The sequence below is a fragment of the Streptomyces sp. NPDC048442 genome, assembly GCF_040651475.1.
In the GTDB taxonomy this organism is placed as follows: domain Bacteria; phylum Actinomycetota; class Actinomycetes; order Streptomycetales; family Streptomycetaceae; genus Streptomyces.
Genome location: NZ_JBEZKB010000022.1, coordinates 100,938 through 120,505, shown reverse-complemented (window position 1 = coordinate 120,505; position 19,568 = coordinate 100,938). Strand labels below are relative to the sequence as shown.

Below are 19,568 nucleotides of genomic sequence, written 5' to 3'. Positions count from 1 at the left end.
CTGAGGGGATGCCGAATCCCGCCGCCAAAGCCGCCGCCAGAGCTGCCGTCGGTGCCACCGCCAGAGCTGCCGTCGGTGCCACCGCCAGAGCTCCCGTGGGTGCCACCGCCAGAGCTGCCACCAGAGCCACCGCCGGAGTCGAAAGCCCCGGCACCCGGCTCGCCGCCCTCGCGTCCCTGCTCGCCGACGAGACCAGGGCCGTCTTCCTCCTCTCCCTCCTCGATGGCCGCGCCTGGACCGCGAGCGAGCTCGCCCGGCAGGCGGGTGTCGCCGCGTCCACCGCCAGCGAGCACCTGAGCAGGCTCGTCTCGGCCGGGCTGCTCGCCGAGGAACGGCAGGGCAGGCACCGTTACGTACGCCTGACGGACGCCTCCGCCGCACAGTTCGTCGAATCCGTCGCCGCGTACGCGCTCCCCGGCCGCGACAACCCGCACACGCTGCGCGCCGCCAGTGCCGGCTCCGCGATGGCTCGGGGCCGGACCTGCTACGACCACCTGGCGGGACGCCTCGGCATCGCGATCACGGATGCGATGGAGCGGCGCGCTCTGCTGCTGATGGGCAGCGGATTCGCGCTCACCGACGAGGGCCTGGACTGGTTCGGCAGCCTCGGCATCTACCTGCTCAAGGCCAAGGGCCGCCGCCCGATGGTGAGTTCGTGCCTGGACTGGACCGAGCGCAAGCGCCACCTGGCGGGCATCGCGGGCGCGGAACTGTGCCGCCTCGCCCTGGAGGAGAAGTGGTGCGTACGGATCGGGAGCGAGCGCGCGGTGAAGGTGACGGCGGCGGGCGAACGGGCACTCAGCGATCTGCTCGGCATCGATGCATCAATACTTCGGTGACAGCCGAAGCATCGATGACCTAGCATCGCGGCATGAGCAACCCCTCCTCCCCCACGGGCCGTTCCGAGCCCCTCGCACTGGCCGCCGCCGGTGTCACCGTCGTCCTGTGGGCCTCGGCCTTCGTGTCGATCCGCAGCGCGGGCGAGTCGTACGCGCCGGGCGCGCTGGCCCTGGGCCGGCTGCTGTCCGGCTCGCTCGTCCTGGTGGCGCTCCTGCTGATACGCCGCGAGGGCCTGCCGCCGCGCGCCGCCTGGCCGGGCATCATCGCCTCCGGGCTGCTGTGGTTCGGGGCGTACGCGGTCGCGCTCAACTGGGGCGAGCAGCTCGTCGACGCGGGCACGGCGTCCCTGGTGGTGAACGTGGCGCCGATCCTGATGGCGCTGCTCGCCAGCCGCTTCCTCGGCGAGGGCCTGCCGCCCCGGCTGCTCGCGGGGATGGTGGTCTCGTTCGCCGGTGCGGCGATCGTGGGCATCTCGATGTCGGGCGGCGGCGGAACGTCTCTGCTCGGCGTGGGCCTGTGCCTGGTCGCGGCCGTGACGTACGCGATCGGTGTGGTCGCGCAGAAGCCCGCGCTGGGGCACGCGACGCCGCTCCAGGCGACCGCGTACGGCTGCCTGATCGGCGCGGCGGCATGCCTGCCGTTCGCCGGACAGCTGGTCAGGGACGTGTCCCACGCCCCGCTCTCCGCCACCCTGAACATGGTCTACCTGGGCGTCTTCCCGACCGCCCTGGCCTTCACCACCTGGGCGTACGCGCTGAAGCGCACGACGGCCGGGAAGATGGGTGCGACCACCTACGCGGTGCCCGCGATCGTGGTCCTGATGTCGTGGCTGGTGCTGGACGAGGTGCCGGGGTGGGTGACGCTGCTCGGCGGCGTGGTGTGCCTGGCGGGGGTGGCGGTCTCGCGGTCGCGGGCGCGGCGTGCGACGGCTGCGGGGGTGGTGGCGGGATCCGCCACAACCCCCACCCCTACCGACGCCGAGAAGGTCTAGAAGACCACCAGGGCCCGGCCACCCTTACCCGCGAGCATGTTGTCGAAGGCGGCCGGGATGCCGTCCAGGGTGATGCGTTCGGTGACCATGGAGGCCAGATCGAGGCGGCCCGCCCGGATGTGTTCGGCGAGGACCGGAAGGTCGCGGGCCGGGTCGCTGTTGCCGTACACGCAGCCGGTGAGGGTACGGCCCCAGTGGAAGATCTCCAGGGCGTTGAAGGTGACCTGCTGGTCCTTGCCGCCGATACCGACGACGGTGGTGCGGCCGCCGCGGCGGGTGGATTCCCAGGCGGTACGGATGGTGGCGGCGCGGCCCACGCACTCGACGGCGACGTCGGCGCCGTGGCCCCCGGTGAGTCCCCGGACGTCCTTCGCGGTGGTGTCGCAGGAGACGAGGTAGTCGGTGGCTCCGGCCGCGCGGGCCAGTTCCTCCTTGGCCGGGGAGACGTCGACGGCGATGATCTGGGCCGCTCCGGCGATCCGGGCGGACTGGAGGGCCGCGAGTCCGACGCCGCCGACGCCGTACACGACGACGGTCTCGCCCTCGCGGACGCGGGCGCTGTAGTGGACGGCGCCGTATCCGGTGAGGACGGCGCAGCCGAGGAGGGCCGCGTCGGTGAGCGGGATGCCGGGCGGGGCGGGGATCACGCACTTCGCGGCGACGACGGTCTCTTCGGCGAAGGCGGCGACGTTGAGGCCGGGGTGAAGGTCGGTGCCGTCGGCCGTCGTACGGGCGTAGACGTCGCCGGCACCGGTGAGGGCTTCGGCGCACAGCCATACTTCGCCGAGCTCACAGGCGTGGCAACTGCCGCAGGAAGGCGCCCAGTTGAGGACGACGTCGTCGCCGGGGGCAAGGTGGGTGATGCCTTCGCCGACGGCGGTGATGGTGCCTGCTCCCTCGTGGCCGAGGACGGCCGGGACGGGCACGCGCATAGTGCCGTTCGTGAGGGAGAGGTCGGAGTGGCAGACGCCGGCGGCGGCGAGCCGGACACGAACTTGGCCGGGGGCGGGGGCGGGGAGGTCGATGTCGGTGACTTCGAGGGGGGAGCGGGGGGTACGGAGTATGGCGGCGCGGGTCATGCGGGGGCGCTCCTCGGGGTTGGGGGGGTTCGGGGGATGGGGGCGGTGTCGGAGGCGTGCGGTCGCGGGGGCGGGGCTCCGCGTGGGGGCCGCCCCCTTGCCCACCCGTCCCGCCCCCGGGGGGCGGCCCCGCTGCCCAAGGAGGCTAGGGGTGGGGTGGAGGGGCGGCCCCGCCGCCAAACAGAGCTAGCGGGCTAAGGGGCAGGCAGTTAGGGGCGCGGGGAACTGCGCGATCAGCCACGACGTACCCGCACGGCGACCACCGGCCCGCCCCCCACCCCCACCCCCCCCGTCCAAGCGGCCGCCAGCGCTCAGTGCTGGAGGGACTTCGTGTGGAGGTACTCCGCCAGCCCGTGAGGGCCCAGCTCGCGCCCCACACCCGACTGCTTGTAGCCACCAAAAGGCGCCAGCGGATTGAAGCGTCCGCCGTTGATGTCGACCTGACCCGCGTCCATCCCCCGCGCGAAGGCCGTCGCCGTCTCCTGGTCCGCCGCCCAGACCGCGCCCGCGAGCCCGTAGACCGTGCCGTTGGCGATGCGCAGGGCGTCCGCCTCGTCCTCGTACCGGAGGATCGAGAGGACCGGGCCGAAGATCTCCTCCTGGGCGATGGTCATGTCCGGGGTGACGTCGGCGAAGACGGTCGGTGAGACGTAGTACCCCTTGCCGAGGGGGGATTCGGGGCCGCCCGCGACGATCCGGGCGCCCTCCTCGACGCCCTTCTCGATGTAGCCCCGCACGCGCGCCTGCTGCTTGGCGTTGACGAGCGGGCCGACCCGCTCCCCCGGCGCGTACTTGGCGACCGCGTCCACGGCCAGCGACACCGCCTCGTCGTTGCTGTCCCGGTGGACCAGCATGCGGGTCCAGGCGCTGCACGTCTGACCGGAGTTGGACATGACATTGGCGACGCCCACGTTCACCGCCTTCGCGAGATCCGCGCCCGGCAGGATGACGTTCGCCGACTTGCCGCCCAGCTCCAGGGCGACCCGCTTGATCGCCGCGCCCGCGACCGCGCCGATCTGCCGGCCGACGGCGGTCGAGCCGGTGAAGGACACCAGGTCGACGCCCGGGTGCTCGGCGAGCGCCTGGCCCGCGACCGGTCCCAGGCCCGTGACCAGGTTGAACACACCGGCGGGCAGGCCGGCTTCGTGCACCACCTGGGCGAAGAGCTGCGCGGTCAGCGGGGTGTCCTCGGCGGGCTTGAGGACGACCGTGCAGCCCGCCGCCAGGGCGGGGGCTACTTTGGCAACGATCTGGTGCAGCGGGTAGTTCCAGGGCGTGATCGCCCCGACGACGCCGACAGGTTCAAAGTAGACGGTCGAGTTGCCGAGCTTCTCCTCGAAGGCGTACGTCGCGGCCAGTTCGGCGTACGAGCCGGCGACCAGGACCGGCAGCCCCGCGTGGACCGTCTGGGCGAGGGCGGGCGGTGCGCCCAGCTCGGCCGTGACGGTCTGCGCCATCTCGTCCTTGCGGGCGGCCAGGCCGTCCCGCAACGCACCGATCAGCGCGGCCCGTTCGGCCTGCGGGGTGGCCGCCCAGCCGGGGAACGCGTCTCGGGCGGCGCGCACCGCGGCGTCCACGTCGGCCGCCGTACCGGCCGGGACGTACCCGATGACCTGCTCGTCCGCCGGGTTCACGACGGCAATCGTGTCCTGGCCTTCGGCGGGCCGCCATGCGCCGCCGATGTACATGCCCCGCTGCGCCTGCACCGTCATCGAAGTTCCTCCACCGGTCCGGTCCGTCACTTCTTACGCGTTCCTACGCGCCCAAACTAGCGGTGTTAGTTTTTCGGCGCCAGGGTCACCTCGAACCCGTTCAGCACCGACGTCCCCGACAGCGGGTCGAGCAGCGAGCCGTCCAGCAGTTGGTTGACGTTGGTACCCGGGCGGGATGCCGCCACCGACATGCGGGTTCCGGGGCGGTCGTGGCCCCAGCCGTGCGGGAGGCTCACCACTCCGGTGCGTACCGCGTCCGTGATTTCCGCCGGGGCCTCCACCTCGCCGCCCGCGCCCCGGATCCGTACCGTCGCACCGTCGGTCACTCCCAGCCGCTGTGCGTCCAGCGGGTGGAGCTGGAGGGTGCAGCGGTTGGAGCCGCGGTTCAGGGCGGGCACGTTGTGCATCCAGCTGTTGTTGGAGCGCAGGTGCCGGCGTCCGACCAGGACCAGCGTGCCCTCCTCGCGCCGTTTGCCCAGGGCCTCGCGCAGCCGGGGCAGGTCGGCGGCGATCGGGGCGGGGAACAGTTCCACGCGTCCGCTGCGGGTCTTGAGGACCTGGCCGAGGCGGGGTTTCAGCGGGCCGAGGTCGATGCCGTGCGGGGCCGCGGCGACCTTGTCCAGGGTCAGGCCTTCGTAGGGGCCCAGGCGCAGCATCAGATCGAGGCGGCGTTCGGGTCCCGTACTACCGGTGAGTTCCGCCTTGAGCCGCGCCGCCTGTTCCTCCGCCAGGCCCGTCTTCGCGAGCGTACGGTCGATGACCAGGTCGTCGACGGCCGCCGGGTCGGCGCCGTGCATGCCACCGACGGCGAGGACGAGCCGGGCGTGGATCTCGCACTCGTCCAACAGTCCGGAGTCCGGTGCGAGCGGCACCGCGGCCGGCGTGTAGCGGACCTGGTCGTGGACCGCGAAGCCGTTGAACGCGAAGTCGAAGTGGGCGCTGCGGGAGGGCGGGGGCGGCGGAAGAATCACGTCCGCATGCCGGGACGTCTCGTTGAGGTAGGGGTCCACGGCGACCATGAAGTCGAGTCCGTCGGCGAGCGCCCGGTCGAGCCGGTCCCCGTCCGGGGCCGAGAGCACCGGGTTGGCCGCGATGGTGATCAGGGCGCGGATCCGGCCGTCCCCGGGTGTGGCGATCTCCTCGGCGAGTGCGGCGAGCGGCAGTTCACCCTTGGCCTCGGGGTGGCCGCCCACCCGGCTCCGCCACCTGCCGAGGTCGAATCCCCTGCCGGGGCCGGGAGTCCGGGGCTTCTGGGCGGTCGCGGAGAGCGGGAAGAGGGCGCCGCCGGGCCGGTCCAGGTTCCCGGTGAGTACGTTGAGTACGTCGACGAGCCAGTTGGCCAGCGTCCCGAACTCCACGGTGGAGCTGCCCACCCGCCCATACACCGCCGCCGTGGGCGCGGCGGCCAGCTCGCGCGCCACCTGCCGGATCTCCTCGGCGGGTACGTCGCTCATCGCGGCGACCGCCTCGGGCGTGAACTCGGCGACGGCGACGGCGACTTCGTCCACCCCCTCCAGCTGCTGCGCCTGCTCTCCCAGGTCGACCAGCTTCTCCTCGAAGAGGACGTGGGCGAGAGCGGCGAGGAACGCGGCGTCCGCACCGGGGCGGATCGCGAGGTGCCGGTCGGCGAGCTTCGCGGTGCGGGTGCGGCGCGGGTCGACGACGGTGAGCGTGCCGCCGCGCGCCTTCAGCGCCTTGAGCTTGCCGGGGAAGTCGGGTGCGGTGCACAGGCTCCCGTTGGAATCCAGGGGGTTGGCGCCGAGCAGCAGGAGGTGGTCGGTGCGGTCCAGGTCGGGGACGGGGATGGCGAACGGGTCGCCGAAGAGCAGCCCGCTGGAGACGTGCTTGGGCATCTGGTCGACCGTGCTGGCGGTGAACAGGCTGCGGGTCTTCAGGGTCGACAGCAGTACCGGCGGGTAGAGGGCGCCCGCCATGGTGTGCACGTTGGGGTTGCCGAGGACGACGCCGACCGCGTTGCCCCCGTACCTCTCGACGAGGGCGGGCACCCGGGCGGCGATCAGGTCGAAGGCCTCGCCCCAACTCGCCTCCCGCAGCTCCCCGTTGGTACGGACGAGGGGGCCGGTCAGCCGGTCGGGGTCGCCGTCCAGCTCGCCGAAGGCGGCCCCCTTGGGGCAGATGAAGCCCCGGCTGAAGACGTCCTCGGCGTCGCCGCGCGCACCGGTGACGCGGGTTCCCTCGATGGTGAGGGTGAGTCCGCAGGTGGCTTCGCAGAGCGGGCAGATGCGCAGGGCGGTTCGGGACACGGGGCTCTCCGGGGCGCGGCGGCGTGCGGACCCCGCGAGCATACCGACCGGTACGGCCAACGGGAACGGTCCCGACGGAGCAGTCCATCCCCCCCCCGCCCCTCGGCCTTCACTCCCGCACGTACGCCGCCTGTACGCCGCCCGTACGCCGCCTCAGTCCAGCACGCGCGCCAGATAGGCCCGCAGCAGCTCCCGCGCCTCCTGCACCACCTCGGGGTCGCCCGACGGGGCGCTGCGGAAGGCGAGCTGGAGGACCGCGTCCGCCGCTTCCACCGCGACCAGGAAGGTGCGGCGCAGCTCCTCGTCCGGGGTGCGGCCGATGTGTGCGGAGAGCAGGGTGGTGAGCCGGTCGGCGACCCGGTGGTTGGATTCGTCGGCCGGGCGGCCCAGCGGTATCTGCATGCCGAAGTCGACGAGCGTGAAGCCGGGCACGCTGCGGCGCATCGCCAGGTACTCGTCGAGGACGACGTCGATCGCGCCCCGCCAGTCGGCGCCCGCGAGCGCGGCGACGCCCGCGCCGACCCGCTCCGCATAGTGGTCGAGGTTGCGCAGGGCCAGGGCGTCGGCCAGGGCGCGTTTGTTGCCGAAGAAGCGGTAGACGGACCCGATCGGCACTCCGGCGCGTGCGGCGACCGCGCGGGTGCTCAGTTCCTCGTACCCCACCTCGTCGAGGAGGGCGGCACACGCGTCGAGTATCCGGGTGAGCCGCTCCGCGCTGCGCTGCTGCACGGGGGCGCGGCGCAGGGCGGCGGCCACCGGCGGAACACCGAGGGGATCGACATCGGCCACCGACGGGACGCCGGGCCGCCGGGAGCCGGGCGGCGGGACGTCGCTCTCGTATCCGTGGGTCACCCGCTCATCATGCCGCCCACGCGTTTCGGCCCGGCCCTTTGCCCGCCGTTGACGTTCCGGGCGCACAATCCTACTGTCACGCATAGGATTCCCTTGCGAGCCTATTCACGAGCCCTTATTCACGAGCCTTATTTCACCGGGAACCGGGAGTGGACGATGAGCGGCAACGGCACGGACCAACACGTCGAAGCGGCACGGAAGGCCGCGGAGGGCCTGGCGTACTCCTCGGGCTTCGGCAACGCACACAGTTCGGAGGCTGTTCCCGGCGCGCTCCCCGATGGCCGGAACTCGCCGCAGCGCGCCCCGCTGGGGCTGTACGCGGAGCAGCTGAGCGGCAGCGCCTTCACCGAGCCCCGCGCGCACAACCACCGCTCCTGGCTGTACCGGATCCGCCCCTCCGCCGCCCACCCGCCGTTCTCCCGCGTCGACAACGGCAGCATCCGGAGCGCCCCCTTCACCGAGAGCGTCCCGGATCCCAACCGGCTGCGCTGGAACCCGCTCCCCGACCCCGCCCCCGGCACCGACTTCCTGGCCGGTCTCTGGACGCTCGGCGGCAACGGCGACGCCACCCAGCGCACCGGCATGGCGATCCACCTCTACCACGCCAACTCCCCCATGCAGGACCGGGTGTTCAGCGACTCGGACGGTGAGCTGCTGATCGTGCCCGAGCACGGCGCTCTGCTGCTGCGCACCGAGTTCGGCCTGCTGCGCGCCGAGCCCGGCGAGGTCGCCCTGATCCCGCGCGGCATCCGCTTTCGCGTGGAGCTGCTCGACGCCACCGCCCGGGGCTACGTCTGCGAGAACTACGGCGCCCCCTTCCAGCTCCCCGACCTCGGCCCGATCGGCGCCAACGGCCTTGCCAACGCACGGGACTTCCGCGCGCCGGTCGCCGCGTACGAGGAGGTCGAGGGCCCGGTCGAGGTGGTCAACAAGTTCTGCGGCAACCTCTGGTCGGCCGTCTACGACCACTCTCCGCTCGACGTCGTCGCCTGGCACGGCAATCACGTTCCGTACGTCTACGACCTGCACCGCTTCAACGTCATCGGCTCGATCTCGTACGACCACCCGGACCCGTCGATCTTCACGGTCCTGACCTCGCCGAGCGACACCCCGGGCCTGGCGGGCGTCGACTTCGTCGTCTTCGCACCGCGCTGGCTGGTCGGCGAGGACACGTTCCGGCCGCCGTACTTCCACCGGAACGTGATGAGCGAGTACATGGGCCTCATCGAGGGCGCGTACGACGCCAAGGCGGAAGGCTTCGTACCCGGCGGCGGCTCGCTGCACAACATGATGTCGGCGCACGGTCCCGACCGGGAGACCTTCGACCGGGCGAGCGCCGCCGAGCTGAAGCCGCAGAAGATCGACGACGGTCTGGCGTTCATGTTCGAGACGCGCTGGCCGGTGACGGCGACCGGGCAGGCCGCGGAGGCCGATCACCTTCAGTCCGCGTACGACGACGTGTGGCAGGGTCTTCAGCGACACTTCCGCCCGTAGCCGCACGCAGGACCGACGGAGACCCGCCGTGACCGCCTTCGCCCCCGACTCCCTCGTCCTGAACCGGAAGCTCCCGCTCTGGTATCAGGTCTCCCAGTCTCTGCGTGCCTCGATACTGGGCCGTACCCCCGACGCCTCGCTGCGGCTGCCCACCGAGGAGCAGCTCGCCGCGCACTACGGGGTCAGCGTCCTGACCATGCGCCAGGCGCTCAAGGAGCTGGAGGCGGAGGGCCTGATCAGCAGGCACCGGCGGCGGGGCACGTTCATCGAGCCGGGGGCCAGGCGGAGCGCCCCGCGCCGTCTCCTCGGCTCGATCGACGCGATCGTGGCCCAGCAGTCGGGCGAGCCGACCACGCTGCTCGGCCACGGCCCGGTCCCGGTGCCCGGCGAGCTGACCGAGTACTTCCCGGACGTGGCCGAGGTGATGACGTACCGGCGGCTGCGGCACGACGCGGAGAGCGGCGAGCCCACCAACTGGGCCGAGAACGCGGTACGGCCGGAGATCGCCGACCGGCTCAAGGCCGACGACCTGGAGCGCTGGCCCATGACGAAGGTACTGCGCGACCTCGTCGGCGTACGCATCAGCCGCATCACCGACACCATCGAGGCCACTCTGGCCGACCCGGAGACGGCCGGCCTGCTGAACGTCCCGCTGCTGTCGCCGATCCTGCACTACACGGGTGTGACGTACGACGTGGACGGCCGGGTCGTGGACGTGGCGCGGATCCGCTACCGGGGCGACCGGTTCTCCTTCACCGTGACGGTCGAGGCGAACTGACCCCGGGGCGGCCGACGGATCGGCCGCCGTCCCCCGCACCGCCTACGATGCGGGGCGTGAGCGATGTTGCCGAAACGCCGCAGACTCTGCTTCCCCTGCTGCTCGACGACCTGATGCCGTGGTCCGTGCCGCCGCTGCGCCTGGGGCGCGGGTGGGTGAAGGGCCCGGATCCCGCCTCTCTGCGGGCGCGCTGGGACGCGGTGATACGGGCTGCGGCCGCGGACCGCGACGCACTCTTCGGCCCGACCCGCCTCCGTACGCCCGGCACCTCGGTCGCCGCACTGCCCGGCCAGCGGACCGCCACGACCCGCTTCGCCGCCGAGTCGGGGCGCTGCCCAGAGCCGGTGCGCGTCCTGCACGGCCCGTTCGACGAGCAGTGGCTGATTCCCGACCACCGTCTGATCGACGCGGCCCGCCCCGAACTGTGGCGGGTTCTCGACTCCACCCACCAGGTCTTCGCCGTCGAGCAGGGGTACGTTCCCGGGGCGCCCGGCCCCGCCCTGCTCGCCACCGCACTGCTGCCCGACGGCCGCTCCCCCGCGGGCCGGCCGGGGCGCATCCGCCCCCTGTACCGCAGGCCGGGCGGCCGGGAGCCCAATCTGACGCCGGGCCTGACCCGCTTCCTGAGCGGGCTCTACGGCCGCGCGGTCGCCCCCGAGGACGTACTCGACTGGGCCCTGGCCGCCGCACGGCCGTCCGCGCGGGGCGCGGTGGTGCCGCTGCCCCGGGACGCCGCGGTGTGGTCGGCCGGGGTGGAGCGGGGCCACCGGCTGCGCACACTCCAGCTGCGGGGCGCGCACGGCGCCGAGCGCCCGCGCCTGCCGGGCGGGCGGCGCCCCTATGTGCGGGCGACGCTCCCGCCGCGGCCCGACTCGATCGCGTACGACCGTGCGGAATCGGCCCTGCTGCTCGGCTCCACGGGTCGGATCTCGCCGGTGCCCGAGGCGGCGTGGACGTACGAGGTGGGCGGGGTGCGGATCCTGGAGCGGTGGTTCGAGGAGCGGACCGCGGCCGCACCTGCGGGCACGCTGGAGGCGATCCGGCCGGGGGCGTGGCCGCAGGAGTGGGCGTCGGAGCTGCTGGAGCTGGTGACGGTGCTGGCGCTGCACGCGGAACTTGCGGGCGAGAAGCCGGAGTTGGACGAGGGTGATCGGCTCACCCGGGCGGAGCTCGGCGCGGCGGGCGTTCTGCCCGTACCGGGGGCGGCTCGGCGGCCGGCGTCGGTCCTCGACCATCACGAGGAGGGTCCGGGAGGCCAGTTCGCACTTCTCTGAAGCCGTTCCGGTCCGAAGCTGCTCCGGTCCGAAGCTGCTCCGGCCTGAAAGCTGCTCCGGTCCGAAACTGTGCCGGGGCAGCCAAAAGCCGCCCCACTGCCCCGGGAATGACGGATGGATTGGGCAGTCGAGCGGCCTCTGCAATGTGCGCGCGGGGTCGGCCGCCGCCGTCAGCCTCGGTGGCTGCCGAACAACGACCGGCGCAGCCGCCTGAGCGGCGCGAACAGCGAGACGCGCGAGATCCGCGTGCCCCTGCTGGTGTTGCGTGTACGCGGCACCTCACGCGAGGTCAGTTCACGCATCAGCATCGTGGCCTCGGCCGTCTCGCGCTGCGGGACGGCAGGGCCGCCCAGCACCGAGAGATGGCGGTCGAGCCGCGAGCTGGTCGCACTGCTCCCGCATGTGATGGCAGGCACCCGGGGCCTGCTGCGCACCGTTATCTGTTCCATGTCACTCCCCACCCGTACGAGGGCACCCGTCACCGGGCAGGTTAACCCTATCCCCCCGTCGTGACACCCGTGTATCCCGCCCACGGGATTCATCACAGGGGTATCAGTGTTGACGGACCGTAATTGTTCAAGGGGGCTGCAGGAAGGCGCAGTTGAGCTAACTTGGAATGGTTTCGACCATGATGCCGCCATGCTGCGGATCGGGGGATCTGTCCTGTGAGCGAAGTGCCGGGCGAAGAACGGGTGGTGACGGGCCGATACCGCCTTCTGGCCCCCTTGGGGCAGGGCGGGATGGGCATCGTCTGGCGGGCCCGCGACGAGGTGCTGGGCCGCGAGGTCGCCGTGAAGGAGGTCCGGGCGCCGGCCGGGCTCGGCGGCACCGACCAGACGCGGCTGTACGCCCGGCTGGAGCGGGAGGCGTGGGCGGCGGCCCGGATCTCGCACCGCAACGTGGTGACGGTGTACGACGTGGCGACCGAGGACGGCCGCCCGTGGATCGTCATGGAGCTTGTACGGGGGCTGAGCCTGTCGGACGTCCTGGAGGCGGACGGCGCGCTCGCCCCGCAGCGGGCCGCGCACATCGGCGCCGAGGTCGTCGCCGCGCTGCGGGCGGCGCACGACGCCGGGGTGCTGCACCGGGACGTCAAGCCCGGCAACGTACTGATCGGGAACGACGGGCGGGTGGTCCTCACCGACTTCGGGATCGCCATGGTCGAGGGCACCTCCGCGCTGACGATGACGGGCGAGCTGATCGGCTCGCCGGAGTTCCTGGCGCCCGAGCGGGCGCTGGGGCGCACACCCGGTCCCGAGTCGGACCTGTGGGCGCTGGGCGTGATGCTGTACGCGGCGGTCGAGGGGAGCACTCCGTTCCGGATGGACACGCCGCTCTCCACACTGCGTGCGGTGGTGGACGAGGAACTGCCGCCGCCGACCAGGGCGGGGGCGCTGCGCCCGGTGATCGAGGGGCTGCTGCGCAAGGATCCGGCCGAGCGGATGTCGGCCGCGGAGGCCGAGCGGCAACTGCGGCTGGTGGCGTCCGGGGGCACGGTGCGGGGCACCGGGGGCGGGGCGGCGCACAGCAGCCCGACGGTCACGGCCTCGACGCCCCGGCGGCCCGTGCCGGTGCCGTTGCCCTCGCCGGGGCCCGGCAGCGGATCGTACGGGCCGGTGGGCGGGCGGACGGGGCAGGGCGAGCAGTACGGGCAGACGGGCCGGACCACGGCCACGCAGGAGCAGCCCCGCCGGTCGGTCGCGCTGCTCGCGCTCGGCGTCGCGGTGCTGCTGCTCGCCGTCGCCGGGCTGGTCTACGCACTGACCAGGAAGGATGACCCGGGCACCGGGACCAGCGCGGGCACGACCGGCGCAAACACCAACTCCGGTGGCTCCGACGGGAGTTCGGGGGCCGCCAATGGCGGCAAGCCCTCCCCCACCGACACCTTGGGCAACAGCACCGGCACTACGGGCAACGGGAACAACAGCAACTCGACCGGCAGCAACACCTCCACCAACGGCGGCACGACGACCGCGCCGCCCCGGCAGACGGTCAAGGTGACCGCGCACGCCGTGCGCGGCAGTTACTCCGGGAAGTGCCCGGCGCCCGAGTCGGCGGCGCCCGTCTTCGGTGCGACGATCACGGTCGGGCGGGCGCCCGCCAAGGTCGAGTACCGCTGGAAGACCGGCAGCGGGGACTCGTCCGACTCCGGCTGGAACACGCTGAGCCTCCCCGCCGGAACGACGTCGCAGGAGGTGCAGCACGTGGAACTGGCGTTCAAGGCCGGGGCGACCTGGAACGACTCGATCCGGGTGGAGGTGCGGAGCCCGCTCCACGCGGTATCCAACTCCGTGTCCTTCACGGTCACTTGTGACGAGGGGACCCCGACCCCGACGGGCGGGCTCCCCTCGCCACCGGCTTCGACGCCGTACGGGATCAGGCCGTAGCGGTCATCACCGGGAGGTAGCCGCCGGACTGTCCGGCCGCGGTCGGGTGGTAGGACTCGCCGATGTTGCCCCAGTTGAGGCTGTGCAGCCACGGCGACGAGGTGCAGATCTCGTGGCCGCTGAAGGTGGAGGCGACCCCGGCGAAGGTGTAGCCGTGGTCGGCGGCGCGCTTGGCGGTCGCGTCGTTGAGGTAGTCGGCCGCGCTGTTGATGGCCGTACGGGACTTCTCGCTGAGACCGACCGAACAGGTGCCTCCGATCTTGTAGAAGCGGGGGTAGCCGAGGACGACGACGCGGGCGGACGGGGATTTGGCTCTGATGCCGTCGTAGACGGCGTCGAGCTTTCCGGGCAGTGTCGAGTCGACGTAGGCGCGGGCCTGGTTGACCCGGTTGATGCAGGCGGACTCGCCCTGCAGGACGCAGGTCGTCATGACGTCGGCGAAGCCCGCGTCGTTGCCGCCCACGGTGATGCTGACGAGGTCGGTGGCGGCGCTGAGCGCCGTCAACTGACTTCCGGTGACGTCACCCGTACGAGCACCGCTGCACGCGGCGAAGGCGAAGCTTGTGGGTGAGGACTTGGCCGCCCAGAGGACCGGGTAGGCCTTGGTGCTGCGCTTGCAGTTGCCGCTGGAACCGTCGTAGCTTCCGGCGCCGACTCCCGAGGAGTACGAGTCGCCGAGGGCCACGTAGTCGACGCCCTGTGCCTTCTGGTCCGCACTGGCGACGCCCGCGCCGGTGAGGGCGAGGGCTCCGAAGAGCACGAACGAGGATGAGAATGCCGCGAATCGGGACAGTTTCATGGAACCTCCCTTAGCAGGTTTTCCGCCACTCGTTTCGTACCAGCCCCAGTGACTCACCGGTAGTGTTCATGCCAAGAACATTCGGCTCGGATCTTCTTTACACTTTTTCCGCATCCTTGACGGCACTCCGCAGCCTGCGCGACATTGAAGCCCGGCATCCGGCGCGTCGGGGGGCAAAGTCGCCAATGCAGACCATGCAGAACATCAGTGACAAGCCGTCAGGCAGCGGCGGAGCGGGACGTGAAGTTCTCCTCCTGGCCGCCGGGGCGGCACTCGCCGTTGCCGCGGCGGGGGCGTTCCTCGCGTTCACCGACATGTCGTCGCCGCTGCGGGCACCGTTCACCGTCGTCTTCATGGTGGTGGCTCCGGGTGCGGCCGTGGCGATGTGGCTGCGCGCTCTGGATCCGCTGGGCCGCACGGTGGCGTCCGCGGCGGCGGCCCTGGCACTCAACCTGCTCGTGGCACAGGCCATGCTGGCCATGCACCTCTGGTCGTTCAGGGGCGGGATCGCGGCGGTCGCCGGGATCAGCGCCCTCCTCTTCCTGCTCACACTGGTACGGCGCCGAGGCGGCCGTACGGCGAGAAGGCAGGCATCCTGACGTGGACAACCCTCGCGCACGCTCCCGTGGAAGCTCTCGCGCCGCCGGCTCGCGGCCCGACCTCACCGTCCACCGCCCCGGCGAGCTCAGCGCCGCCGACCGGGCGTCCTGGACGGCCATGCAGGCCAAGGCGCATCTGCACGGCTCGCCCGAGCTGGCGAACCCCTTCCTGTCCCCCGAGTTCGCGCTGGCGCTCGGCCGGTGCCGGCGCGGGGTGCGGATCGGGGTCGTACGGGAAGGGGGCGAGCCGGCCGCGTTCTTCGCGTACCAGAGATCCACCACCGGCGTGGGCCGGGCACTGGGACTGGGCGTCTCCGACAGCCAGGGCCTCGTGCACAGACCAGGCTTCGAGTGGGACGCCCGCGCGATGCTGCGGGCGTGCGGGCTCGCGGTGTGGGAATTCGACCATCTCGCGCAGGGACAGGGCGCGTTCGAGGCCGGGGCGACCGGCACGTTCGCCTCACCGGTGATCGACACCCTGGACGGCTACGACGCGTACCTGGCCCATCTGCGGGTCCACTCGCCGAAGTTCCTCAAGACGACGCAGGCCAAGGAGCGCAGGCTCGGCCGGCAGGTCGGCGAGGTGCGGTACGTGCACGACGAGCGCGACCCGGCGGCGCTGCGGGCGCTGATGCGGTGGAAGTCCGCGCAGTACCGCAGGACCGGGCGCAGCGACCGCTTCTCGCAGGAGTGGATCATCCGGCTGGTGGAGCAGCTCTTCCACACCCGCACAGACTCCTTCACGGGGCTGCTGTCGGTGCTGTATGCGGGCGGCCGGCCGATCGCGGCGCACTTCGGGCCGCGCTCGGAACGGATCATCTCCAATTGGTTCCCGGCCTACGACCCGGAGTTCGCAAAATATTCGCCGGGTTTGCTGATGCAGCTCAAGATCGCGGAATCGGCGGCCTCGGAGGGGATCGCCTACATCGATCTGGGGCGCGGCCAGAAAGAGTACAAGGATTCCCTCAAGACCAGGGAGATCATGGTCTCGGAGGGATGGGTAATGCGCCGTCACCCGGTGGCATTCGGCCACCGGGCACACCGTGCTCCGGTGCGTGCGCTGCGCAATACGGTGGTGGAACGGCCGGAACTGTTCGAGCCTGCGGACAGGCTCCTCAAACGGATCGGGGAAATCCGATCGGGGCGGTTCCGGATGTGACCGTCGAAGTACGGCCAAAGTCACAAAAAAGCGAGGCTACGTTCCAGGTCTTGCCATAGGGTCCCAATCATCAATACCGTCATACATCCACCCGCAAAGGCCCATCAAGCAAAGCGGCTCTAGGGGAGGGCTCAAGCGTCGCGATGGAGGCCGGAGCGGGAGCGCGGTAGGGGGGTGCCGTGCTCGGCGAGGGAAGATTTTTGCCGGGGCACGTTCCGCGCGGATCAATTGCCAGATCACCCAACCAGTACGGCCGAACCAGCACGGAGCACGATTCCGTCATGGCCGGGGTGAAACCCCCCTTTCGAACCGGAAACTCATCCGGACCGCCCGGGGGCGGGCGGTCCACCGGTGGAGAGGGAAAAGACTCATGAGCTCATTTCTCCGACCCGCGGTACCCGGACAGGATCCGCTCGGCGATCCGTCCACGAATGGCAACAGCCGCAGCAGCGCGATCAAGAAAAGCCTGAAGTACCGGCCCATCTCTTCGCATCTCGCGATCACCGTGCCTGTGAGCGTCGTGATCCCCGCCATGAACGAGGCGGAAAATCTTCCGTACGTCTTCAAGACCCTGCCCGAATGGATTCACGAAGTCGTTCTCGTCGACGGGAATTCCACCGACGACACGGTGCAGGTGGCCCGTGACCTGTGGCCGGACGTGAAGGTCGTCCGGCAGACAGGAAAGGGCAAGGGCGACGCGCTGATCACGGGATTCGCCGCGTGCACGGGCGACATCATCGTGATGGTCGACGCGGACGGCTCGGCCGACGGCCACGAGATCGTCAGCTATGTCTCCGCGCTGGTCTCGGGCGCCGACTTCGCGAAGGGCTCGCGCTTCGCGAACGGCGGCGGTACCGACGACATGACGCCCATCCGCAAGCTGGGCAACTGGGTGCTGTGCACGGTGGTCAACGCCAAGTTCGGCGCCCGCTACACCGACCTGTGCTACGGCTACAACGCCTTCTGGCGGCACTGCCTCGACAAGATCGACCTCGACTGCACCGGCTTCGAGGTGGAGACCCTGATGAACATCCGGGTCGTCAAGGCGGGCCTGCGCGTCCAGGAGATACCCAGCCACGAGTTCGAGCGCATCCACGGCGTGAGCAACCTCAGCGCCGTGCGCGACGGGCTGCGGGTGCTCAGGGTGATCCTCAAGGAGCACGGCAAGCGGCACGGCAGGCGCCACGCGGCACTGCCCGTCGTGGCGCCCCGCCGGATCATCGGCCGGGGAGAGGCGTCTTGAGAGCACAGCCCACCGAGGAGTTCTCCGTGGTGGTCTGCGTGTACACCGAGGACCGCTGGGAGGACATCCTCGCGGCGGTCTCCTCGGTGCACGCGCAGTCGCGGCCGGCGGCGGAGACGCTGCTGGTCGTGGACCACAATCCGGCACTGCTGGAGCGGCTGGAGAAGGAGTACAAGGACTGCGACAGCACGCGGCCGGTGCGGGTGCTCGCCAACGCGGGCCCGCGCGGTCTTTCCGCGGGCCGCAACACCGGCATCGCCGCGGCCCGCGGCTCGCTCGTCGCCTTCCTCGACGACGACGCCGTCGCCGAGCGGGACTGGCTGCACCACTTCGCCGCCGGTTACGCCGATCCGCGCGTCATGGCCGTCGGCGGCCGGACCATGCCCGCATGGGCGTCCGGCGGGCGGCCCGACTGGTTCCCCGAGGAGTTCGACTGGGTCGTCGGCTGTACGTACAAGGGCATCCCGCAGGGAAAGGTGCCAGTCCGCAACGTCCTGGGCGGCAACGCCTCGTTCCGCAGGTCCGCCTTCGACGCGGCGGGCGGCTTCGCCACCGGCATCGGCCGGGACGGCGACAAACGGCCGCTGGGCTGCGAGGAGACCGAGCTGTGCATCAGGCTCGGCAAGGCGCTCCCGGACGCGGTGCTCCTGATCGACGACCGGGCGGTCATCCACCACAAGGTCCCCGCGGTTCGGGAAAGGTTCGGCTATTTCCGCACCCGGGCGTACGCGGAGGGCTTGTCGAAAGCGCTCGTGGCGCGAAGTGTGGGGGCGGGCAAGGGACTTGAGTCCGAACGCCGGTACACGACGCGGGTGCTGCCCGGGGGCATCGTCCGCGGGCTGCGGGACGCGCTCCTCGGTCGCCGGGGCGGCGCGGGCCGGGCGGGGGCCATCGTGACCGGAGTGGCCGCGGCGGCGGGCGGGTACGTACTGGGGAGCGTACGGGCCCGCAGGGGAGGCGGGATTTTCACGCCTCCCCCGATCGCACCACTGACGCACGGCGCGGGCGGGGAGAGCGAGGGACGCAAGGGGGCGCACGCATGAGAAGCACCGCTGTGAGCACGGGGACCGCCCAGGCCGGGACCGCTGTTCCGATCCTGATGTACCACGCCGTCGGGCACCGGCCGGCCGAGGCGGCGTACGGGCTGTCCGTGTCGCCGGAGTCGTTCGCCGAGCAGCTGGCACTGCTCGACGGAAACGGCTTCACCCCTGTCACCACAGGGGAGTTGGGGGGTTCCTGGCGGTCGGGGCGCACCGTCCTGCCGCCGAAGCCCGTCCTGATCACCTTCGACGACGGGTACGAGGGCGTGCACCGGCACGCGCTGCCCTCGCTCGTCAAGCACGGCTTCCGGTCCAGCCTGTTCGTCTCGACGGGCTGGCTGCGGGGCCGGTACGACGAGGGGGGCGCGCTCGACACCATGCTCGACTGGGACCAGGTCCGCGAACTCGCCGCCGCGGGCGCGGAGATCGGCGGGCACAGTCACAGCCATCCGCAGCTGGACCAGCTCGACGACGACCGGCTGCGGCACGAGGTGCTGCGCTGCCGGGAGCTGGTCGCCGACGAGCTCGGGAGCGCTCCCGTTTCGTTCGCGTACCCGTACGGCTACTCCAGCCGGCGGGTCCGCGCGGCGGTGCGGGACGCCGGGTTCGGGCAGGCCCTCGCGGTGAACAACGCCCTGGCCACGCGGGGCCAGGGCCCGTACGCCCTGCGCCGGGTGACCGTCCAGCGCGGCACCGACATCGGGCGGTTCGAGCGGATGGTGGAGAACCGGGCGACCTTCCGCGACTTCGCCAGGGAGCGGGCACTCACCCGGGGATACGCGGTGGTGCGCAGATCCCGGTCCGCCGTCCGCCTCGCCCGGCAGTCCCGAGAGGCGGCGCGGACCCGAGAGACGGACCGGGCCCGTGAGGCGGACCGGGCCCGAGAGGCAGCACAGTCCCGAGAGGGAGCCGCCAGCCGTGTCTGACACGACCACCGCCCAGGCCGAGAACGACACCGGGGAGAACAGAGCGGTGGCGGGGGGACGCCCGCCGGTCCCGCCCGCCCGGAAACTGCGGCTGCCGGTCCCCGGGAAGGGCGGCGGCAGCCCGCTCTTCC

The 19,568-nt window shown here is 71.8% G+C and carries 17 protein-coding genes; 11 read left to right on the top strand and 6 right to left on the bottom strand.

What is annotated here, in order from left to right:
- Nucleotides 1-8: 8 nt before the first annotated feature.
- Nucleotides 9-839 (top strand): winged helix-turn-helix domain-containing protein, encoded by an 831-nt coding sequence (locus tag AB0D18_RS28610; RefSeq protein WP_362424544.1) that lies wholly within the window; start codon nt 9-11, stop codon nt 837-839.
- 32 nt (nt 840-871) lie between these two features.
- Nucleotides 872-1,831 carry a DMT family transporter gene (locus AB0D18_RS28605; protein ID WP_362424541.1) on the top strand — a complete coding sequence of 320 codons (960 nt, stop codon included), beginning with the start codon at nt 872-874 and terminating at the stop codon, nt 1,829-1,831.
- Here AB0D18_RS28605 and AB0D18_RS28600 read toward each other — a convergent pair.
- From AB0D18_RS28600 to AB0D18_RS28585, 4 genes are all read right to left on the bottom strand, one after another.
- On the bottom strand, nt 1,828-2,910 hold the full coding sequence (locus AB0D18_RS28600; protein WP_362424538.1) for a Zn-dependent alcohol dehydrogenase: 1,083 nt from the start codon (nt 2,908-2,910) through the stop codon (nt 1,828-1,830). The two genes, AB0D18_RS28605 and AB0D18_RS28600, sit on opposite strands and share 4 nt — an antisense overlap.
- A gap of 311 nt (nt 2,911-3,221) precedes the next feature.
- On the bottom strand, nt 3,222-4,616 hold the full coding sequence (locus tag AB0D18_RS28595) for an aldehyde dehydrogenase family protein (protein WP_362424726.1): 1,395 nt from the start codon (nt 4,614-4,616) through the stop codon (nt 3,222-3,224).
- 71 nt (nt 4,617-4,687) lie between these two features.
- Nucleotides 4,688-6,886, bottom strand: a complete 2,199-nt coding sequence (locus AB0D18_RS28590) for a molybdopterin oxidoreductase family protein (RefSeq protein WP_362424535.1) — start codon at nt 6,884-6,886, stop codon at nt 4,688-4,690.
- A 153-nt stretch (nt 6,887-7,039) separates the two neighbouring features.
- Entirely contained in the window at nt 7,040-7,675 is a 636-nt protein-coding gene (locus tag AB0D18_RS28585; protein ID WP_362424723.1) for a TetR/AcrR family transcriptional regulator, read from the bottom strand.
- 219 nt (nt 7,676-7,894) lie between these two features.
- On the opposite strand from AB0D18_RS28585, the gene hmgA reads away from it, so the two are divergent.
- From hmgA to AB0D18_RS28570, 3 genes are read left to right on the top strand one after another with little or no spacing between them, the layout of a single operon-like run.
- The gene (gene hmgA, locus AB0D18_RS28580; protein WP_362424533.1) at nt 7,895-9,232 is read left to right on the top strand and encodes a homogentisate 1,2-dioxygenase; all 1,338 of its coding nucleotides are present in this window, start codon (nt 7,895-7,897) and stop codon (nt 9,230-9,232) included.
- A gap of 28 nt (nt 9,233-9,260) precedes the next feature.
- Nucleotides 9,261-10,010, top strand: coding sequence for a GntR family transcriptional regulator (locus AB0D18_RS28575; RefSeq protein WP_362424530.1), 750 nt, complete (start codon nt 9,261-9,263; stop codon nt 10,008-10,010).
- A gap of 47 nt (nt 10,011-10,057) precedes the next feature.
- Complete coding sequence (locus tag AB0D18_RS28570; protein WP_362424527.1) at nt 10,058-11,284, top strand: type ISP restriction/modification enzyme; 1,227 nt, start codon at nt 10,058-10,060, stop codon at nt 11,282-11,284.
- 170 nt (nt 11,285-11,454) lie between these two features.
- Here AB0D18_RS28570 and AB0D18_RS28565 read toward each other — a convergent pair whose 3' ends face one another.
- Nucleotides 11,455-11,733 (bottom strand): hypothetical protein, encoded by a 279-nt coding sequence (locus AB0D18_RS28565; protein ID WP_362424524.1) that lies wholly within the window; start codon nt 11,731-11,733, stop codon nt 11,455-11,457.
- Between the two features lie 216 nt (nt 11,734-11,949).
- On the opposite strand from AB0D18_RS28565, the gene AB0D18_RS28560 reads away from it, so the two are divergent.
- Nucleotides 11,950-13,671: a serine/threonine-protein kinase gene (locus AB0D18_RS28560; protein WP_362424521.1), complete on the top strand. Its 1,722-nt coding sequence runs from the start codon at nt 11,950-11,952 to the stop codon at nt 13,669-13,671.
- Here AB0D18_RS28560 and AB0D18_RS28555 read toward each other — a convergent pair.
- On the bottom strand, nt 13,661-14,470 hold the full coding sequence (locus AB0D18_RS28555; RefSeq protein ID WP_362424519.1) for an SGNH/GDSL hydrolase family protein: 810 nt from the start codon (nt 14,468-14,470) through the stop codon (nt 13,661-13,663). The two genes, AB0D18_RS28560 and AB0D18_RS28555, sit on opposite strands and share 11 nt — an antisense overlap.
- 194 nt (nt 14,471-14,664) lie before the next feature.
- Between AB0D18_RS28555 and AB0D18_RS28550 the strand changes: the two genes are divergently transcribed.
- The 5 genes from AB0D18_RS28550 (at nt 14,665) to AB0D18_RS28530 (ending at nt 19,437) form a co-directional block, all read left to right on the top strand.
- On the top strand, nt 14,665-15,069 hold the full coding sequence (locus AB0D18_RS28550; protein ID WP_362424516.1) for a hypothetical protein: 405 nt from the start codon (nt 14,665-14,667) through the stop codon (nt 15,067-15,069).
- Between the two features lie 118 nt (nt 15,070-15,187).
- Nucleotides 15,188-16,228, top strand: coding sequence for a GNAT family N-acetyltransferase (locus tag AB0D18_RS28545; protein WP_362424720.1), 1,041 nt, complete (start codon nt 15,188-15,190; stop codon nt 16,226-16,228).
- A 370-nt stretch (nt 16,229-16,598) separates the two neighbouring features.
- Nucleotides 16,599-17,471, top strand: a complete 873-nt coding sequence (locus tag AB0D18_RS28540; RefSeq protein ID WP_362424514.1) for a glycosyltransferase family 2 protein — start codon at nt 16,599-16,601, stop codon at nt 17,469-17,471.
- The gene (locus AB0D18_RS28535; protein WP_362424512.1) at nt 17,468-18,514 is read left to right on the top strand and encodes a glycosyltransferase family 2 protein; all 1,047 of its coding nucleotides are present in this window, start codon (nt 17,468-17,470) and stop codon (nt 18,512-18,514) included. Before AB0D18_RS28540 ends, AB0D18_RS28535 begins: the two co-directional genes overlap by 4 nt.
- Entirely contained in the window at nt 18,511-19,437 is a 927-nt protein-coding gene (locus tag AB0D18_RS28530; RefSeq protein ID WP_362424509.1) for a polysaccharide deacetylase family protein, read from the top strand. The genes AB0D18_RS28535 and AB0D18_RS28530 overlap by 4 nt, the downstream gene beginning before the upstream one ends.
- The last annotated feature ends 131 nt before the right edge of the window (nt 19,438-19,568 follow it).